This window comes from Streptomyces sp. NPDC004788 (genome assembly GCF_053601115.1).
Window position 1 is genome coordinate 1 of sequence record NZ_JBSGBF010000010.1, and the last position, 16,368, is coordinate 16,368.

At 73.7% G+C, this 16,368-nt stretch carries 14 protein-coding genes and 1 tRNA gene; 8 read left to right on the forward strand and 7 right to left on the reverse strand.

The window, feature by feature from the left end:
- Positions 1-117: 117 nt before the first annotated feature.
- The 4 genes from ACWEJX_RS07195 to ACWEJX_RS07210 all read right to left on the reverse strand — a co-directional run bounded on the left by ACWEJX_RS07195 (position 118) and on the right by ACWEJX_RS07210 (position 3,730).
- Positions 118-1,092 carry a ribose-phosphate diphosphokinase gene (locus tag ACWEJX_RS07195; protein ID WP_365761115.1) on the reverse strand — a complete coding sequence of 325 codons (975 nt, stop codon included), beginning with the start codon at positions 1,090-1,092 and terminating at the stop codon, positions 118-120.
- Positions 1,093-1,212: 120 nt separating this feature from the next.
- The gene (glmU, locus tag ACWEJX_RS07200) at positions 1,213-2,661 is read right to left on the reverse strand and encodes a bifunctional UDP-N-acetylglucosamine diphosphorylase/glucosamine-1-phosphate N-acetyltransferase GlmU (protein ID WP_451606529.1); all 1,449 of its coding nucleotides are present in this window, start codon (positions 2,659-2,661) and stop codon (positions 1,213-1,215) included.
- A 106-nt stretch (positions 2,662-2,767) separates the two neighbouring features.
- Positions 2,768-2,842: transfer RNA gene (locus ACWEJX_RS07205), tRNA-Gln, on the reverse strand.
- A 24-nt stretch (positions 2,843-2,866) separates the two neighbouring features.
- A complete protein-coding gene (locus ACWEJX_RS07210; RefSeq protein WP_451606530.1) occupies positions 2,867-3,730 on the reverse strand; it encodes a hypothetical protein in 864 nt (287 codons plus the stop codon).
- Positions 3,731-3,883: 153 nt separating this feature from the next.
- On the opposite strand from ACWEJX_RS07210, the gene ACWEJX_RS07215 reads away from it, so the two are divergent.
- Positions 3,884-5,203: a sensor histidine kinase gene (locus ACWEJX_RS07215; protein ID WP_451606531.1), complete on the forward strand. Its 1,320-nt coding sequence runs from the start codon at positions 3,884-3,886 to the stop codon at positions 5,201-5,203.
- A gap of 46 nt (positions 5,204-5,249) precedes the next feature.
- Here the strand turns inward: ACWEJX_RS07215 and ACWEJX_RS07220 are convergent, their stop codons facing one another.
- Positions 5,250-5,750, reverse strand: a complete 501-nt coding sequence (locus ACWEJX_RS07220; protein ID WP_451606532.1) for an SUKH-3 domain-containing protein — start codon at positions 5,748-5,750, stop codon at positions 5,250-5,252.
- Between the two features lie 9 nt (positions 5,751-5,759).
- Entirely contained in the window at positions 5,760-6,293 is a 534-nt protein-coding gene (locus tag ACWEJX_RS07225; RefSeq protein ID WP_451606533.1) for a YwqJ-related putative deaminase, read from the reverse strand.
- A gap of 261 nt (positions 6,294-6,554) precedes the next feature.
- Here ACWEJX_RS07225 and ACWEJX_RS07230 point away from each other — a divergent pair, with 261 nt between their 5' ends.
- From ACWEJX_RS07230 to ACWEJX_RS07240, 3 genes are all read left to right on the forward strand, one after another.
- Entirely contained in the window at positions 6,555-7,556 is a 1,002-nt protein-coding gene (locus tag ACWEJX_RS07230) for an SMI1/KNR4 family protein (RefSeq protein ID WP_451606534.1), read from the forward strand.
- A gap of 7 nt (positions 7,557-7,563) precedes the next feature.
- Positions 7,564-10,479 carry an SUKH-4 family immunity protein gene (locus tag ACWEJX_RS07235; protein WP_451606535.1) on the forward strand — a complete coding sequence of 972 codons (2,916 nt, stop codon included), beginning with the start codon at positions 7,564-7,566 and terminating at the stop codon, positions 10,477-10,479.
- A gap of 88 nt (positions 10,480-10,567) precedes the next feature.
- The gene (locus ACWEJX_RS07240; protein ID WP_451606536.1) at positions 10,568-11,479 is read left to right on the forward strand and encodes a cellulose-binding protein; all 912 of its coding nucleotides are present in this window, start codon (positions 10,568-10,570) and stop codon (positions 11,477-11,479) included.
- A gap of 287 nt (positions 11,480-11,766) precedes the next feature.
- Here the strand turns inward: ACWEJX_RS07240 and ACWEJX_RS07245 are convergent, their stop codons facing one another.
- Positions 11,767-12,621, reverse strand: a complete 855-nt coding sequence (locus tag ACWEJX_RS07245; protein WP_451606537.1) for a DUF5937 family protein — start codon at positions 12,619-12,621, stop codon at positions 11,767-11,769.
- Between the two features lie 133 nt (positions 12,622-12,754).
- Between ACWEJX_RS07245 and ACWEJX_RS07250 the strand changes: the two genes are divergently transcribed.
- From ACWEJX_RS07250 to ACWEJX_RS07265, 4 genes are all read left to right on the forward strand, one after another.
- Positions 12,755-14,014, forward strand: a complete 1,260-nt coding sequence (locus ACWEJX_RS07250) for an MFS transporter (RefSeq protein WP_451606538.1) — start codon at positions 12,755-12,757, stop codon at positions 14,012-14,014.
- A gap of 382 nt (positions 14,015-14,396) precedes the next feature.
- Positions 14,397-14,579, forward strand: a complete 183-nt coding sequence (locus tag ACWEJX_RS07255; RefSeq protein ID WP_451606539.1) for a hypothetical protein — start codon at positions 14,397-14,399, stop codon at positions 14,577-14,579.
- A 2-nt stretch (positions 14,580-14,581) separates the two neighbouring features.
- Positions 14,582-15,106 (forward strand): DUF5709 domain-containing protein, encoded by a 525-nt coding sequence (locus ACWEJX_RS07260; protein WP_451606617.1) that lies wholly within the window; start codon positions 14,582-14,584, stop codon positions 15,104-15,106.
- 10 nt (positions 15,107-15,116) lie between these two features.
- Positions 15,117-16,298: a baeRF2 domain-containing protein gene (locus tag ACWEJX_RS07265; protein WP_451606540.1), complete on the forward strand. Its 1,182-nt coding sequence runs from the start codon at positions 15,117-15,119 to the stop codon at positions 16,296-16,298.
- The last annotated feature ends 70 nt before the right edge of the window (positions 16,299-16,368 follow it).

The following is a 16,368-nucleotide window of genomic DNA, read 5'->3' on the forward strand; positions in this document are numbered from 1 at the left end:
CGAGGGAACGGGCCGAGGGAACGGGAAAGGCCCGTCTGCTCCCTACGGGTACGGTGCAGACCGGCCCTTGTGTCGGTTCTGGAAGATCTGTCAGAGCTGCCGGATCTACCGGAAGTCTCAGTGCTCCTCGAACAGGCTCGTCACCGAGCCGTCCTCGAACACCTCGCGCACCGCGCGCGCGATCGTCGGCGCGATCGACAGCACCGTGATCTTGTCGAGCTCCAGCGAGCTCGGGTCCGGCAGCGTGTCCGTGAACACGAACTCGCTGACCTTGGAGTTCTTCAGGCGGTCCGCCGCCGGGCCGGACAGGATGCCGTGCGTGGCCGTCACGATGACGTCCTCGGCGCCGTGCGCGAACAGCGCGTCCGCGGCCGCGCAGATCGTGCCCGCGGTGTCGACCATGTCGTCCACCAGGACACAGACACGGCCCTTCACGTCACCGACGACCTCGTGGACGGTCACCTGGTTGGCGACGTCCTTGTCACGGCGCTTGTGCACGATCGCCAGCGGCGCGTCCAGACGGTCGCACCAGCGGTCCGCCACGCGCACGCGGCCGGCGTCCGGGGAGACGATCGTCAGCTTCTCGCGGTCGACCTTGGCACCCACGTAGTCCGCGAGGACCGGCAGGGCCGACAGGTGGTCCACCGGGCCGTCGAAGAAGCCCTGGATCTGGTCCGTGTGCAGGTCCACGGTGAGGATCCGGTCCGCGCCCGCCGTCTTCAGCAGGTCGGCGACCAGACGGGCCGAGATCGGCTCACGACCGCGGTGCTTCTTGTCCTGACGGGCGTAGCCGTAGGACGGGATGATCACGGTGATGCTCCGGGCCGAGGCCCGCTTCAGAGCATCGATCATGATCAGCTGCTCCATGATCCACTTGTTGATCGGAGCCGTGTGGCTCTGGATCAGGAAGCAGTCCGCGCCACGCGCCGACTCCTGGAAGCGGACGTAGATCTCACCATTGGCGAAGTCGAAAGCCTTGGTCGGCACGATGCCGACACCCAGCTGGTGCGCGACCTCCTCGGCCAGCTCGGGGTGGGCGCGGCCGGAGAAGAGCATCAGCTTCTTCTCGCCGGTCGTCTTGATCCCGGTCACAGCACTGTCTCCTCGACGGTTATCTGGCAGCGATTCCCCGCGCTCCCGTGCGCGTGTGCGAGCCAGCCGAATTTGTGTGCACGTATCACGGTACGCCGAGTTCGGCGTACTCGTTTCCGGTCAGCTTTCGCCGGCGGACATCTCGGATGCGGCCTGAGCGGCCTGCGCGGCGGCACTGCCGGGGCGCTTGCGGGCCACCCAACCCTCGATATTCCGCTGCTGGCCACGGGCGACGGCCAGCGAACCGGGCGGCACATCCTTCGTGATCACGGAGCCGGCGGCGGTGTACGCGCCGTCCCCGATCGTGATGGGTGCCACAAACATGTTGTCCGAACCGGTCCGGCAGTGGGACCCGATCGTCGTGTGGTGCTTCGCCTCGCCGTCGTAGTTGACGAACACGCTCGCCGCACCGATGTTCGAGTACTCGCCGATCGTCGCGTCACCGACGTACGACAGATGGGGGACCTTCGTGCCCTCGCCGATCGTCGCGTTCTTCATCTCGACGTACGTACCCGCCTTGGACTTCGCACCCAGGTCCGTCCCCGGACGCAGATACGCGTACGGGCCGACACTCGCGCCCGCGCCGACGCGCGCCGAGTCCGCCACCGTGTTGTCCACCCGGGCGCCCTTGTCGACCGTCGTGTCCTTCAGACGCGAGTTCGGACCCACCACCGCGTCCTCCGCGATGTGCGTGGCGCCCAGCAGGATCGTGTTCGGCAGGACGGTCGCGTCCGCCTCGAAGGTCACCGTCACGTCGACGAACGTCGACGCCGGGTCCACCACCGTCACACCCGCGAGCATCGCGCGCTCCAGCAGGCGCCGGTTCAGGAGAGTACGGGCCTCGGCCAGCTGCACCCGGTTGTTGATCCCCAGGATCTCCCGGTGATCGCCGGCCACCGACGCACCCACCCGGTGCCCCGCCTCACGAAGAATCGACAGCACGTCCGTCAGGTACTCCTCGCCCTGACTGTTGTCCGTCCGCACCTTGCCGAGCGCGTCCGCGAGCAGCTGCCCGTCGAACGCGAACACCCCGGAGTTGATCTCCCGGATCGCCCGCTGCTCGTCCGTCGCGTCCTTGTGCTCCACGATCTCCGTCACGGCACCCGTCGCCGGGTCGCGCACGATCCGGCCGTAGCCGGTGGAGTCCGGCACCTCGGCCGTCAGCACGGTGACGGCGTTGCCGTCCGCCGCGTGCGTCGCCGCCAGCGCCTTCAGCGTCTCGCCGGACAGCAGCGGCGTGTCGCCGCACACCACGACCACGGTCCCCTCGGGCGCCCGCCCGAGCTCCCCGAGCGCGGTCCGCACCGCGTGCCCGGTCCCGTTCTGCTCCTCCTGCACGGCGGTCCGCGTCCCGGCGTACTGCGCGTCGAGATGAGCGGTCACCTGCTCCCGCGCATGCCCCACGACCACGACCAGGTCCTCGGGCTCCAGCTCACGCGCGGCGGCCACGACATGCCCGACGAGCGACCGCCCGGCGATCTCGTGCAGCACCTTGGGGGTCTTGGACTTCATGCGGGTGCCCTCACCCGCAGCGAGGACGACGACGGCGGCCGGGCGGTTGGCGCTCACGGGAATGCCCTTCGGCTTCGGGTGGTGGACTTCCGAAGGATACCGGGGGGTACTGGGCGGGGTATGAGGAAGGGCCCCGACCTGAGAGGTCGGGGCCCGTGTCGACTGGCTCCCCTGCCAGGACTCGAACCCGGACATAGGACTCCAAAGGTCCCAGTGCTGCCGATTACACCACAGGGGATAGCTAAGTCGACCAAATCGGACATCATGCCCTGCTGATCGAGTCGACCGCCCCTACTATGCCGCACCACCAGCCTTCGATGCGACGGTACAACTCGGCGCCTTGCGCGACGCGGATGACGAGACACCCCCGATACTCGGGGCCGACGTTCTTCCGGACCGTTTTCGGGTTGTGGTTCTTGATCGTGGTCTTCTGGAACGTGGTCGGGTCGACGCCGACCAGATCGGCCCAGTAGCGCCTCGCGCCCTCGACGTCAGCCGTTGCGTGGATCATGACCCGGAATGTCAGCCGCTGCGGTTCGATCCCCAGGAGACGCAGCCAGGCCAGATAGACACGGATGACGCCGGGGTCGCTGTTCACGAACAGGACGTTCTCTCGGCGTGAGTACGGCTTGTCCTTGGCGCCCTCCGCCCAGTAGAGGGCCGCCCCGGCGAGCAGGAGTTCGCGGTCGGTCATGGTGCCGACCTCTTGGGTCGCGGCCTCCTTGGTCCTCTGGCGTTTCGCGTCGCGCACAGCCAACTCGTGCTCCCAGCGCTTCTGCGCGGCGATCTTCGCCTGCTCGGTCGGATCGCGGCGCTCCGGCTTCGGAAGGTCCCGTACCCACAGTGAGATCGAGCTCTTCGAGCAGCCCAGCTCGACCTGGATCTGGTCGTACGTCCTGCCTTCCAGTCGCAGCTCGCGTGCCCGGCCGCGGAGGTCGTCCTTGGCCCTGGGGCGCTTGGTCCACTCCGGTGGGGGCTCGCCCTTCACCAGCCTGTGGAGGAGGTCGTTGTTGTAGACCTGCAGGCGGTCGCGGATCTGGCGGAGGCTGTGGCCCTCGCGGCGGAGGGCGACGGCCTGGCGGCGCAGGCCTTCGAAGTCGGCGTAGCGACTCGTTTCGGGTGTCATGCGGACACCGTCGTCCGGAATGCGGACGTCCGGGTCGAAAACCCAGTCGATTCATGGGTTCGAGGGACGGGTGTGCGTGCGCGTTGACGGGTGCCACTCCGCGGCCGGTCAGAGGCGGGAAAATCGGTGGCTCGCGCCCGTAGGGTGGGTGGCATGACCGCAACGGGGGCAGACCAGGACGCGGTGGTGTCGCGTACCTGGTGGTGGTGGGGGAAGCGGCGCAGCGTCGTGCTGGACGTCGGGCTGGCCGTGGTGTCCGCGCTGGAGTGCGGGCTCGAAGGGGTCGGGTTCGCGCAGAAGGCGTCGTTGCCGGTGCCCGTGGGGGTGCTGTTCGGGCTGATGGTCGGGTCCGTGCTGCTGGTGCGGCGCCGGTGGCCGATCACCGTGGTGCTCGTCTCGATCGCGACCACGCCCGCCGAGATGGGCTATCTGATGGGCATCGTCGGCCTGTACTCGCTGGCCGCCTCCGACGTGCCCCGTCGTTTCACCGCGGCCCTCGCCGGGATGTCGACCGTCGCCGTCTACATCGTGACCGTGGTGCGGATGCGCGCGGAGGTGGCGCAGGCCGACGCCGGGACGCCGGACCTCGATCCGAGCGGCTGGTACGTGCCGACGGTGTCGTTGTTCATGACGCTCGGGCTGAACGCCCCGCCGTTGCTGTTCGGCCTCTACATAGGCGCGCGGCGGCGGCTGATGGAGTCGCTGCGGGAGCGCGCGGACAGTCTGGAGCAGGAGTTGTCGCTGCTCGCGGACCGGGCGGAGCAGCGGGCGCAGTGGGCGCGTCAGGAGGAGCGGACGCGGATCGCGCGGGAGATGCACGACGTGGTGGCGCACCGGGTGTCGTTGATGGTGGTGCACGCGGCGGCGTTGCAGGCGGTGGCGTTGAAGGATCCGCAGAAGGCGGTGCGCAACGCGGCGCTGGTGGGGGACATGGGCCGGCAGGCGTTGACGGAGCTGCGGGAGATGCTGGGGGTGTTGCGCGAGGAGTCCCCGGCGAGTCCGGCGGCCCCTGTGGCCGCGCCGCTCGCCGCGGTGGGCCGGGCCGCTGCCGCCGCGGCGGAGGCGGCCGCGCAGGACGGTGGGCCGTGTCTGGACGCGCTGCCCGATCTGGTGGAGCAGTCGCGGTTGGCGGGCGCGGTCGTGGACTTCGTGGTGATGGGTGAGGCCCGCCCGTACGGTGCGGATGTCGAGCAGACGGCGTACCGGGTGGTCCAGGAGGCCCTGACGAACGTCCACAAGCACGCGGCGGGCGCCAAGGTTGTCGTACGTCTCGCGCATCGCGAGGCGGAGGTCGCCATGCAGGTCGAGAACGGCCCGTCGGACGCCGCCGCGGCCGACGCCCATCTGCCGAGCGGCGGCAACGGCCTGCTGGGCATGCGGGAGCGGGTGACGGCGCTGGGCGGCGTCTTCGTGTCGGGCCCGACGGACGCGGGCGGGTTCCGGGTGAGCGCGGTGCTGCCGGTCACCTCGTAGCCGGCCGTGTCTCCGGTCGCCTCGGTCGGCGCCCGGAGACGGGTTCCTACGGTCCCGCCACCAGTCGGGTCGGCTGCGTTCCCGTGATCAGGGTGCCGAGGGCCGTGTCGACGTCGGCGCCGAGGTACCAGTCCCCGGTGTGGTCGATGCTGTAGACGCGTCCTTCGGCGTCCATGGCGAGTACGCCGCGCTGCTCGTCGCCCTCGACCTCCTCGCCCAGGGGTGCGAGCTCGGTGTCGAGTGCGCGGCCGAGGTCGCCGAGGGTGCGGGCCAGGTGGAGTCCGGCGAGCGGGTCGACGCGTACGGTCGCCGGGGCTATCTGGCGGCCGTGGCCGGGGGCGGTGATCCGCAGGCCGCCGAACTCGGCCCACGCCTCGACGATGGCCGGGAAGACGGCGTGCCGGTGTCCGCCGGGGGAGACGTAGGCGCGCAGGGCGTCGGCCCATTCCTCGGCGAGTTTGATGTCCCAGCGGCCGGGCTGCCAGCCCGCCTCGCGGAGGGCGGCGTCGACGTTGACCGGGAAACGGGTGGTGCTGTGGTCGGTCATGTGCGTGGGTCAGCTGTTCTCGGCAGGGGTGGTCGGGGCGGTCGGGTCGACCGTGAGGACGCCGAAGTGGTCGAGCATCGCCGTGCAGGACCGGCAGGGCGCGGCGTAGCTGCCGTGCAGCGGGTCGCCGTCCTCGCGGATGCGGCGGGCGGTGAGCTTGGCGTGCTTGAGCGAGCGGCGGGCCTCGCCGTGGGTGAGCGGCTTGCGCTGGGCGCGCTTGGAGCGCGCGTTGTCGGTGGCGGTGAGGTGCCGGGAGAGCAGGATCGCCTCGGGACATCGTCCGGTGAAGCGTTCGCGCTGGCCGCTGGTGAGGGTGTCGAGGAAGTCCTGTACGAGCGGGTGGAGCGCGGGCGCCAGGTCGCCGCGGGCCGCGGTGCAGGTGAGGGTCTCGCCGCGGACGGAGAGGGCGGCGCCGACGGTGGGCAGGATGCCGTCGCGGCGGTGTCGCAGTAAGGGGGCGCGGCGGGCGTCGGCGCGGCTGCCCCAGCTGAGGCGTGGGTCACCCTGAGTGGGCATTGGTGCCTGTGTTGCGCTTGCGTGCATGGTGCTGTTCTTCCCCTCCTGCAATCCCCCGAGTTGCGGGAACAGCCTGCCAAACGCCGTGCCCGATGGGGAAGCTGGGGCGCGGAAACGTGCAATCGGCGTGTCGGAACCATGGCGGTTCTGTCATGCCGTCGTGACAGTTGGTCACCGTCGGTGCGGTCGCCGCGGTGGCCCGGGTCGTGCCCTTGTGGCACCGCATAGGCTGTGCGGACCAGCCAGCAAAGCCACAGGGCAGCAGCAGCCACTCAGGGGGCAACCGCCATGACGACAGGTCGGCTCGGCCAGGACACCGCGCCGCCGAACGCGGCGTACGCCGGGCAGCTCGTGCACTTCCCGGACCCGGTCCGGGCCTCCCGCCATCCCCGAGGGGTACGGGTGGACGAGCGCGGCTACCCGGACTTCTCTCCGTACGCGCGGGCGGCGGCGGAGATCGCCGATCCGCCGGAGGGGTTCGGCGTCGACGAACTGCGCCTGACGGACTACGTGTCGGCGAACGCGGCCCTCGCCGCGACCGGTCACGAGCTGTGGGACACGATTCCGGCGGTGGCGACGCCGCACGGCTGGACGTGGCACCACGTGGTGGGGTCGCGGCGCCTCGAACTGGTCCCGGTCGAGGTGAAGGCGCTGCTGCGCCATCACGGCGGCATCGCGACGGCGGCGGGCGTCGACCAGGCGAAGCGCGGCACCCGCCCGCTGCAGGAGACCCGCCCCGCGCACTTCGGTCTGCCGAAGCGCGTCGTGTCGGTGTCCGAGCAGCAGGTCCAGGGCGTCGAGGAGGACCTCGGTTACCGGCTGCCCGGTGCGTACCGCTCCTTCCTCAAGGCGGCGGGCGGCTGTGCCCCGGTCGGCACGGCCCTCGACGCCGAGCTGGGTCTCCTCGTCGACCAGCCGTTCTTCACGGTGCGCGAGGAGGCGGGGATCAACGACCTCGTCTACGTCAACAAGTGTCTGCGCGACCACCTCACCAAGGACTTCCTGGGTGTGGCCTTCGTCCAGGGCGGCATCCTGGCGGTGAAGGTGCGGGGCGAGGCGGTCGGCTCGGTCTGGTTCTGCCCGTACGACGACGCGCGTGACGCGGGTGCGGTGGCGGCCGGCTGGACGGTGAACGAGCGCGTCGAGCGGCTGCTGCTGCCCTGTGGTGCGGACTTCGACGAGTTCCTGCAGCGTCTTGCGGGAAATCCGCCGGAGTTGGAGACGGTGGCGAACCTGATGGTGGACGGCGGCTTCGCGCGCGCCGTGCCCGTTGTCCCGGTGGGGGAGTGAACTGGCTGTGGTGACCTTCGCGCAGGCGCAGGAGCGCGCCGAGGAATGGATCAACGGCGACGTGCCGGCGTATCTGCACCGGGAGGTGCGGGTACGCGAGTTCGGGCTGGGCTTCGTCGTCTGGGCCGAGGACCGCGAGGAGACGCGGACGCCGGACGGCGACCGGCTCCGTCTCGTCATCGCCCGCGACAGCGGCGAGGCCACGCTGTGGCCGGGTCTGCCGGTGGGTGAGGTCATCCGCCGCTACGAGGAGGAGTACGGCGCCGCCGCCGAGCCCGCCGCCCCGATTCCGGCCCAGGCCGCGCCCCGCATCGACCTCAACCAGACGTCCTTCCTGCTGAGCCCCCCTGAGTGGCTCCAGGAGGCCGCGGACAAGATCGGCCTCCCGCCGGTGGCGTCGAACGCGTCGCAGGCGACGGGGGAGACGGCGGGTGCGGATGCGTCGACGGGGTTGAGCGCGGGCGCCGCGGCCGGTTCCGGCGAGGCTTCCGGCACGGGCTCTGCCGCGGCCGAGGCGTCCGCGGCGCAGGCGGGTGCCGGTTCGGCCGGTACGTCGTCGGCGCCGGGCGCCGGGCCCGCGGGCAGTGTCGCCGAGGCCGGTGTGGCCGCCGGCGAGGCGTCCGTGCCGCCGTTCGCCGTCCCGGCGGCCGACGCTGCGGCGGGGAGCGAATCGTCGGCGCCGGAGGCGGGTAACGGCTCGGCCGGTACCCCGGTCGACGGCGTGCCGTCGGGTGCGCCCTTCGCCGCTCCTGCGGAGGCGGTGCCGTCCGCGTCCGCCGCTGCGGCGGGCTCCGGGGCTTCCGCCCCGGTTGACCCGTTCGCCGCCCCGGTTGCCGAGCCCGTGGGCCCCGCAGGCGACGAGGTGTCTGCCGCGCCGGTCGACGCTCCGGCGGACGCGGTTCCGCCCGCGCCCACCGCCACGCCCGCCACGCCCTCCCCGTCAGCGGCTTCCGCGCCGACCGCCGTGCTCGGCGCCGTGCCTGCGCCCTCCCCTGAGTCCACCCCCGCGCCCGCGCCCGCGTCCGCCACCCCCGCGCCCGCGCCGAGCCCCTGGGCCGATGCCAATGCCAGCTCCGGTGGGGCGGACGGGGCGGTGCCGTTGCCGGCGACGGTGTTCGCGCCGCCGTTGTCGGGGGCCGACGACGAGGACGCGCCGCCGCCTGCGGTGGGGCCTGATGCGCCGACCGCGTTGATGAAGGGCGGGAGTGCGCTGCCGGCGACCGCGATCGCGCCGCGGATGAACCTGGACGGGACGTTCGGGCAGGGCGCGCCTTCGACGCCGTCCGCGCCCTCCTCGACGCCTTCGACGCCGTCCGCGCCCTCCTCGACGCCTTCGACGCCGTCGACGCCGTCTGCGCCGTCCGCGCCCTCCGCGCCGCCCGTTCCTCCCACGCCCTCCTCCGGGCCGACGCCGCCGCCCGGGGCGGCGGACATCGCGGCTGCGGCGACGAGCAAGGCCACGCCGCCGCCCGGTGGATACGTGCGGACGCAGTTGGTCTCGCAGCTTCCGGACGGCCCGCCTGCCCCGCCTGCCGCCCCGGCCCCGTCGGCTCCCGTGGCTCCGCCCGGTCCTCCCGGTGCGCCGACGCCGCCGCCCGCCGTGCACCACGCGGCGACGATGCTGGCGCACCCGAGTCAGGGTGGGCCCGGTACGCCGTTGCCTCCGCCTCCGCCGCCGGGTGTGCCCGGTGGGGGCGTGACGCCGCCCGGTGGGGTGGCGCACGCGGCGACGATGCTGGCGCACCCGAGTCAGGGTGGGCCCGGTACGCCGTTGCCTCCGCCTCCGCCGCCGGGTGTGCCCGGTGCGGGCGTGACGCCGCCCGGTGGGGTCGCGCACGCCGCGACGATGCTGGCGCAGCCCGGTCCGGCCGGGCCGCCTCCGCCGCCGGGGCCGGCCCCCGCACCGGCGAACGCGCCCGCGTACGGCTATCCGCAGCCGCAGCCGACCGGTCAGCCGACCGTCGGCCCCGGCTACCAGGCCGTGTTGCGGTACCGCGCGCCCGACGGTTCGGAGCAGCAGATCATCCGCCGTTCCGCGCCGGGCACGCCGCACCCGGAGTGGCAGATCCTGCACGAGCTGCGCGCGCTGAACGTGCCGCCGCAGCAAGTGCTGGAACTCCACACGGAGTTGGAGTCGTGCGAGCTGCCGGGTGGTTACTGCGCGCGCATGATCCGGGAGACCTGGCCGCAGGCGCGGGTCACCAACATCGCGCCGTACGGCCGTGACCACGCGGGCCGGCAGCAGGGCATGCGTCAACTTCTCACTCACCAGGGTGAGTTGCACCAGGTCGCGGACGGTCCGGCGCGGCCCGCGCCGGTGCGGGCGCCGTTGCCGCAGGTGCAGCCGGCGCCGCCGCTGCCGCCGGACGGGGTGGCGCAGGAGCTGGCCGGGGCGTTCGGGCCGGGGATCCTGCGCTTCGACCAGCGCGCGGTGTCCCGGCAGGGCGTGCCGGAGCTGGTGGCGGTCACGCTCCTGTGGGCGGGTCTGCCGGCCGACTTCGGTCCGTTCTTCTGGGCGCAGCCGGCGATGCCGGTGGTGCCGACGCTCGCGGAGCTGGCGGCGCAGCGGCAGGTCCAGCCGGCGCCGGACGCGAGCTCGTACCTCGTCCTCGGTTCGGACTTCGGCCGGGCGATCTGTGTCCAGTACGGGACCGCGAACATCGTGGCCGTGCCGGTGGAGGCCGGTCCGGGCGGGCAGTCGGTGCCGCCGCAGTTCGTGAACTCCGGGCTGCCCGAGTTCGTGCGCTGCCTGGCGCTGCTCGGCCGGATGTGGCGGCTCCGCTTCGGGCTCAACCCGGAGCAGGCGGGCCGCTGGACGGTCGACTTCCAGGCCCAGCTGGCGATGCTGGACCCGGCGGCGCTGTCCTCGCCGGAGAACTGGTGGTCGGTGCTGCTCGAGCAGATGTGGGACGGTCTGCTCTAGTTCACACCTTTCGCAATGTGACAAAAGGCGCTCGACGTGTATTCACGTCGGGCGCCTTTTGTCCGTTCTCATGCCGCATTCTTGTCACATGAGCTTCTCCACCGGATCCTTCGGGCGCGGGCGCGGTTATCGCCCGGAGCAGGTCGACCGGTACCTGGCCGCGCTCTCCGCCGAACGCGACGCCGCCTGGGAGCGGGCGGCGCGACTGACCGTGCTCGCCGAGGAGATGGAGGAGGAGGCGGCCCGGCTCCGCGAGGTCGTCGCGGCCCTCGCGCCGCAGCGTTACGAGTCCCTGGGCGAGCGCGCCCGCCGGATCCTGGAGCTCGTCGAGGCCGAGGACGAGGCGCTCGTACGGGCCGCGGAGGCCGAGGCGCGCTCCCTCGCGGAGGCGGCGGAGGCGGCCGGGCAGGAGGCGGCGGCCGCGGCCGCGGCGTACGCGGAGGGCGTGCGGACCGCGGCCGAGTCGGCGGCCCGCGCCGTCCTGGCGGCGGCCGGCGAGCGCGCCGAGTCGATCCGTACCGCCGCGCAGCGCGACGCCGACGAACAGCGCGCCGAGGCCCGTGCCGCCTTCGAGGCCATCGAACGCGAGGCCGCCGCACTCCTCGCGCGGCAGCACGAGGAGCAGACCGCGGCGCGGGAGGCGGCCGACCGGGAGGACGCGGCCCGGACGGCCGAACAGGACGCCGCGCACGCCGAGTCGACCGCCCTGGCCGAGGCGCGGCTCGACGAGGCCCGCCGGGCCCTCGCCGAGACCGAGGAGGCCGCCCGGCACGGCCAGGAGGACGCGGAGGCGAAGGCGGCGGCGCTGCTCGCCGAGGCGCGCCTCGCGCGGGAGCGGACGGAGCGCGAGACGGAGCGGGTGCTGCGCGAGCACGAGGAGGCCCGCGACGAGATCCACTCCCACATGGCACACATCCGCGCCTCGCTGGCGACCCTGACGGGCCGCGTCGCCGGCCCCGGGACCACCGGCCCCGAGTCCGGCGGCGGCACGGAGACCTAGCCCGCGTTCGCGCCTTGCCCGCTGGCCTGGCCTGTGCCCGCTGGCCTGGGCCGCGCCTGTGCCTGCTGGTGCCGCTGGCCCGGGCCGCGCCCTGCCCGCTGGGATGGCCTGCGCCCTGCCCGCTGGCCTGGCCCGCGCCTGTGCCCGCTGGTGCCGCTGGCCCGGGCCGCGCCTTGCCCGCTGGCTTGGCCTGCGCCTGCGCCTGCTGGTGCCGCTGACCCGGGCCGCGCCTTGCCCGCTGGGATGGCCCGCGCCTGTGCCCACTGGCCCAGCCCGTGTCCGCTGGCCTAGGCCGCGCCCGTGCCCGCGCCCGCGCTCGTGCCCGTGCCCGCCAGCAGTGAACGGCCCAGCTCGCTCGCCCGGTAGTAGACCTCGCGCCGGTAGCGGTGGCCGCTCACCAGGCCCGTGTCGCGCAACACCGCCAGGTGCTGGGAGACCGCGCCCGGCGTCAGGCCGGTCTGTGCGGCGAGGGCCGTGGTCGTGGCCGGTGTGGTGGTACGGGCCAGCAGCTCCGCCCTGCTGCGCCCGAGCAGTCGGGCCAGCCCGTCACCGGCCGCCGCCCCGCGCTCCCACAGCAGTCCCACCCCGCGGGCCGGATACACCAGGCACGGCGGCGTGCCGGGCCGTCCCGGCAGCAGTGCGCAGCGGGTCGCGAAGGCGCTCGGCGCCAGCGTCAACCCGGCCCCGTCCAAGGCGAGTTCACCGCGACCGAGCTCCGCCGACTCCAGCCGCTCGCCGGTCCAGCGCAGGTTCGGGTGCAGCCGGGTCAGCACCTCCTGGATGCCGTCCTCCGTCAGCTGCCGTGTGCGGTGGGCGAGATCGGCCTCCAGTACGGCCCGGACGCGCGGCCAGTACGGCCGGACGCCCGCCTCCCACCACGCGCGCAGTGCCTCGCCGCCCGGCCCGTCGAGCGCGGCGAGCTCCTCCTCGAACTCGGCGAGCGGACAGCGCGGCGCCGGGAGGGCGAGGGCGGCCGGGACGGCCGGCCGGGGGAGGGCCGACACCCTTTTGATCCAGGGGAGATGGAGCGCGTGGCCGCCCGGGTCGGCGACCGCCCGCAACGCGGCGGCCGTCTCCCACAGCGGCGAGATCGCGAACCTCAGCTGGGCGAGATCGTCCGCCCCGAACCGTATGCCGCCCAACAGCCCAGCCCTCCTCCAGGATTCCTGGATCCCTGGATCCCTGGATCCCTGGATCCCTGGATTCCAGGATTCCAGGATTTAGCCCAGCGTAAAACGATGGGCGTCGCCCGCGCCGGGTGATGAGGTCCCCCGCATGACCACCACCCTCACCTCCTCGCCTCCCCGGCTGCACCGGATCGCGGACTTCCGCAGGCTGTGGACCGGCGACACGGTCAGCCAGGCCGGCACGGCGATCACCGTCCTCGCGCTGCCGCTCGTGGCGATCGGCCCGCTCGGCGCCTCCCCGTTCCAGGCCGGGCTGCTCGTCATGTGCGAGTACCTCGGTTTCCTGCTCGTCGGGCTGCCCGCCGGGGCCTGGGTGGACCGGATGCGGCGGCGCCGCGTGATGATCGTGAACGACCTGGTCCGGGGCGTGCTCCTGGCGACCCTGCCGCTCGCCGCCTGGCTCGGCGTGCTCGGGCTTCCGCAGCTGTACGCGGTCGCGATCGGGCTCTCCGTCTGCACCGCCTTCTTCGACATCGCGTACCAGAGCCATCTGCCGCTGCTCGTCGACGAGGAACAGCTGGTGGCCGCCAACACGGCCCTGGAGTCGACCCGCACCGTCACCGCCGCCGCCGGCCCGGGCGCGGGCGGCGCGCTGATCGCGGCCGTCACCGCGCCGGTCGCCCTCGCCGTCAACGCGGTCACCTACCTCGGCTCCGCCGTCCTCCTGTCCCGCATCCGCCGCCCGGACCCGCGGCCCGAACCGCGCCCCGGGGCCCGCACGGCGGCGGGGGCGCGGCTGTGGAGCGAGATCGGCGAGGGGCTGCGGTTCGTGTTCCGCACGCCGGTGCTGCGCGGGCTCACCCTCACCGCCGCGATCTCCAACCTGTGCGGCACGGTCGGCGCGTCCATGCTGCTCGTGCTGCTCGCCGGAGAGCTCCGGCTCTCGCCGTTCCTGTGCGGGCTCGTCTTCACGGCGGAGGCGGCCGGCGGCTTCCTGGGCAGCCTGCTGACGGCCCGGGTGGCCCGCCGGTTCGGCGAGCTGCGGGCGATGGCGGGCTCCGTGGCGGTGAGCGGGGTGCTGTGGCTGGCCGCGCTGCCGTTCTTCCAGGCGGACTGGCGGTTCGCGCTCGCGGTGGCGCTGCAGGGGCTCGGCTGGACGGCCTTCATGCCCTTCAAGATCGGCTCGGTGGCGCTCCGGCAGCGGATCTGCCCGCCGGAGCTCCTGGGCCGGGTGACGGCGACCGTGCGGTTCGTGGTGTGGGGCGGCATGCCGCTGGGCGCGCTGGCCGGCGGGCTCATCGGCGAGTACCTGGGCGCGCGGGCGGCGCTGTGGACGGGCGCGATCGGCGAACTCGCCGCCGTACTCCCGCTGGTCGTGGGGCGTTTGCGTGAGCGCGGTCGCCGGTGACGTCTGCACCGCCCTGGGCCGCCTGCGTCGGCGCGGTAGCTGGTGACGTCTGCACCGCCGTGGGTCGCTTGCGTGGGTGGGGTCGCGGGTGACGTCGGGGCGGCCGTGGCTTGCTTGCGTGGGGCGGGCCGCCGGTGACGTCTGCACCGCCCTGGGCCGCTTTCATCGCCGGGGCCGGGTGATGTCTGCGCCGTCGAGGGGTGGGTAGTCGCCGGGGGACACCCGGACACGCGAGGGCGGGAAGGGGGTCCGTACAGACGCGCGGGCAGGCCGAGGACCGGCCCGGTCCCACCCCGCGCACCCAGCACGCCGAGTGCGGCGCGGCCGCCCATCGAAGGCCCATGGGTACGGGCCTCGCCGTACCGACCGCAGGAGACGAGCCATGACCACACCTCAGCGCGGCAGCAGCAAGTCCGGACCCCGCCTCGACGACGCCCGCAAGAAGGAAGTCGAAGGCCAGGTGCGGTCCGGTCACCCCACGCGGGCGGAGGACTGGCACGACCCCGAGCCCCCGGTGGACGCCCCGCCCTACGAAGAGCCCGACCGTGAGGAAGGGGAGCGGTGACGATGCCCGAGAACACCTCGCCGGCATCGGACGAGCGCGGACGCGGTGACGAGGTCTACCAGCCGGCCGGCGCCGACAGCGCCAACCGGCCGAGCGGGCCGCTCGACCCGGAGAACGCGCTCGACACCGAACCCGAGGAAGACCCGGAGGAGCCGGGATACTCCCCGCCCGACCGGGCCTTCTCCCTGACCGGGCACGGCACCACCGTACGAGAGGCGCGCGAGGGCGCACCCCTCGACGAACGGCTCGCCGAGGAGCGCCCGGACGCGGCCCCGCCGCCCGGCAACGGGGTCGGCGACCTGCCGGACGGCGAGGGCGAGCCGATGGACGAGGAGTCCGGCGCCGTCCGCGCCGGCCGCCTGCTCCCGCCGGACGACCCGGCGGCGGCCGGCGGCGGCACCGCGGTCGATGCCGGACCCGGGCCCGACGAAGGTGCCGCGCCCGCCGAGGAGGCCGCCGTCCACCGTGACACCGGCATCGACGGCGGCACGGACGGCGCCGCCGACGCCTCCGACGACGAGATGTGAGGCGGTCACAGTGAAGCTCGACTTCCTTGACGCCGTAGCGGCGCACGAGGGCCCGTGGGCCTCCGTGTACGCCACCACCGGCCCGCCCGACGAATCCTCGGCGGAGCGGCGCGAGTTGACCTGGCGCGAACTGTGCCGGTCGCTGGGGGAGCAGGGCGCGGACGAGGCCACGGTCGGCGCCGTACGCGAGGCCCTCGACCGGTCGGCACCGGCCGACGCCCCGCACGGCCTCGCCCTCTTCGCCGCGGACGGACAGGTCGACCTGAGCTGCCGGCTCGGCCGCGATCCGGGCATGGCGGAGGCCCACTGGGGGCCGCTGCCCCGCGTCACCCCGCTCCTCGAACTCGCCGGACAGGCCCCTCCGTGCCTGGTCGTACGGGTCGACCGCAGCGGAGCGGACTACCGGATGTACGACGGCGAGCTCAGCGGCAGCGGCAGCGGCAGCGGTAGTGGCGGTCGCAGCGGCGCCGGCGCCGCCGGAAGCGTCGGCGAGGGCTCCGTACAGGGCCGTGACTGGCCCCTGCACCAGGCCTCGTCCGGCGACTGGTCGTCCTGGCACTTCGACGCCGCCGTCGAGAACACCTGGCAGGAGAACGCCGCTCACGTCGCCACGGAACTGGCCCGGATCTTCCCCGCCTCCGGGGCCGAGCTGATGATGCTGGCCGGCGGTGCGCGGGAGTGCCGGGGCGTCCTGGAGCAGCTGCCGGCCGAACTCCGTCACGTCACCCGGATCAGCCGCCACGGCGGCCGGGCGCCCGGCGCCGACACCGCGCTCCTGACGGCCGACGTCGAGGCCGCGCGCCTGGAGTCGACGGCCCTCGGCGTCGAGGCGGCCCTGGAGCGCTTCCGGGCGGGCCGGGGCGAGTCCGCCGTCGCGGGCGTCCCGGCCGTGACCGAGGCCGCCCGCGAGCACCGGCTCGACACGCTGCTGATCAGCCCGGCGGGCGCCGACCCGCGCACGGAGATCTGGGTGGGCGACGAACCCGACCAGGTCGCGGTGCGCCGGACCGACGCCGAACGGCTGGGCGTCGGGCATCCGCAGCAGGCCCGGGCGGACGACGCCCTCGTCCGCTGCGCCGTCGCCACGGGCGGCGAGGCCGTCCTGGTCCCGACCACCGACACCGTCGCCGGCGGCATCGGCGCCCTGCTGCGCTGGCCCCGCAGCCCGGAGGAGGCGGCGGCCCACCACTGACCTCCACCACTGGCCCCACCACTGACCCACCAGTGACCCCTCACTGGCCCACCCCACCCCGACCCCCGGG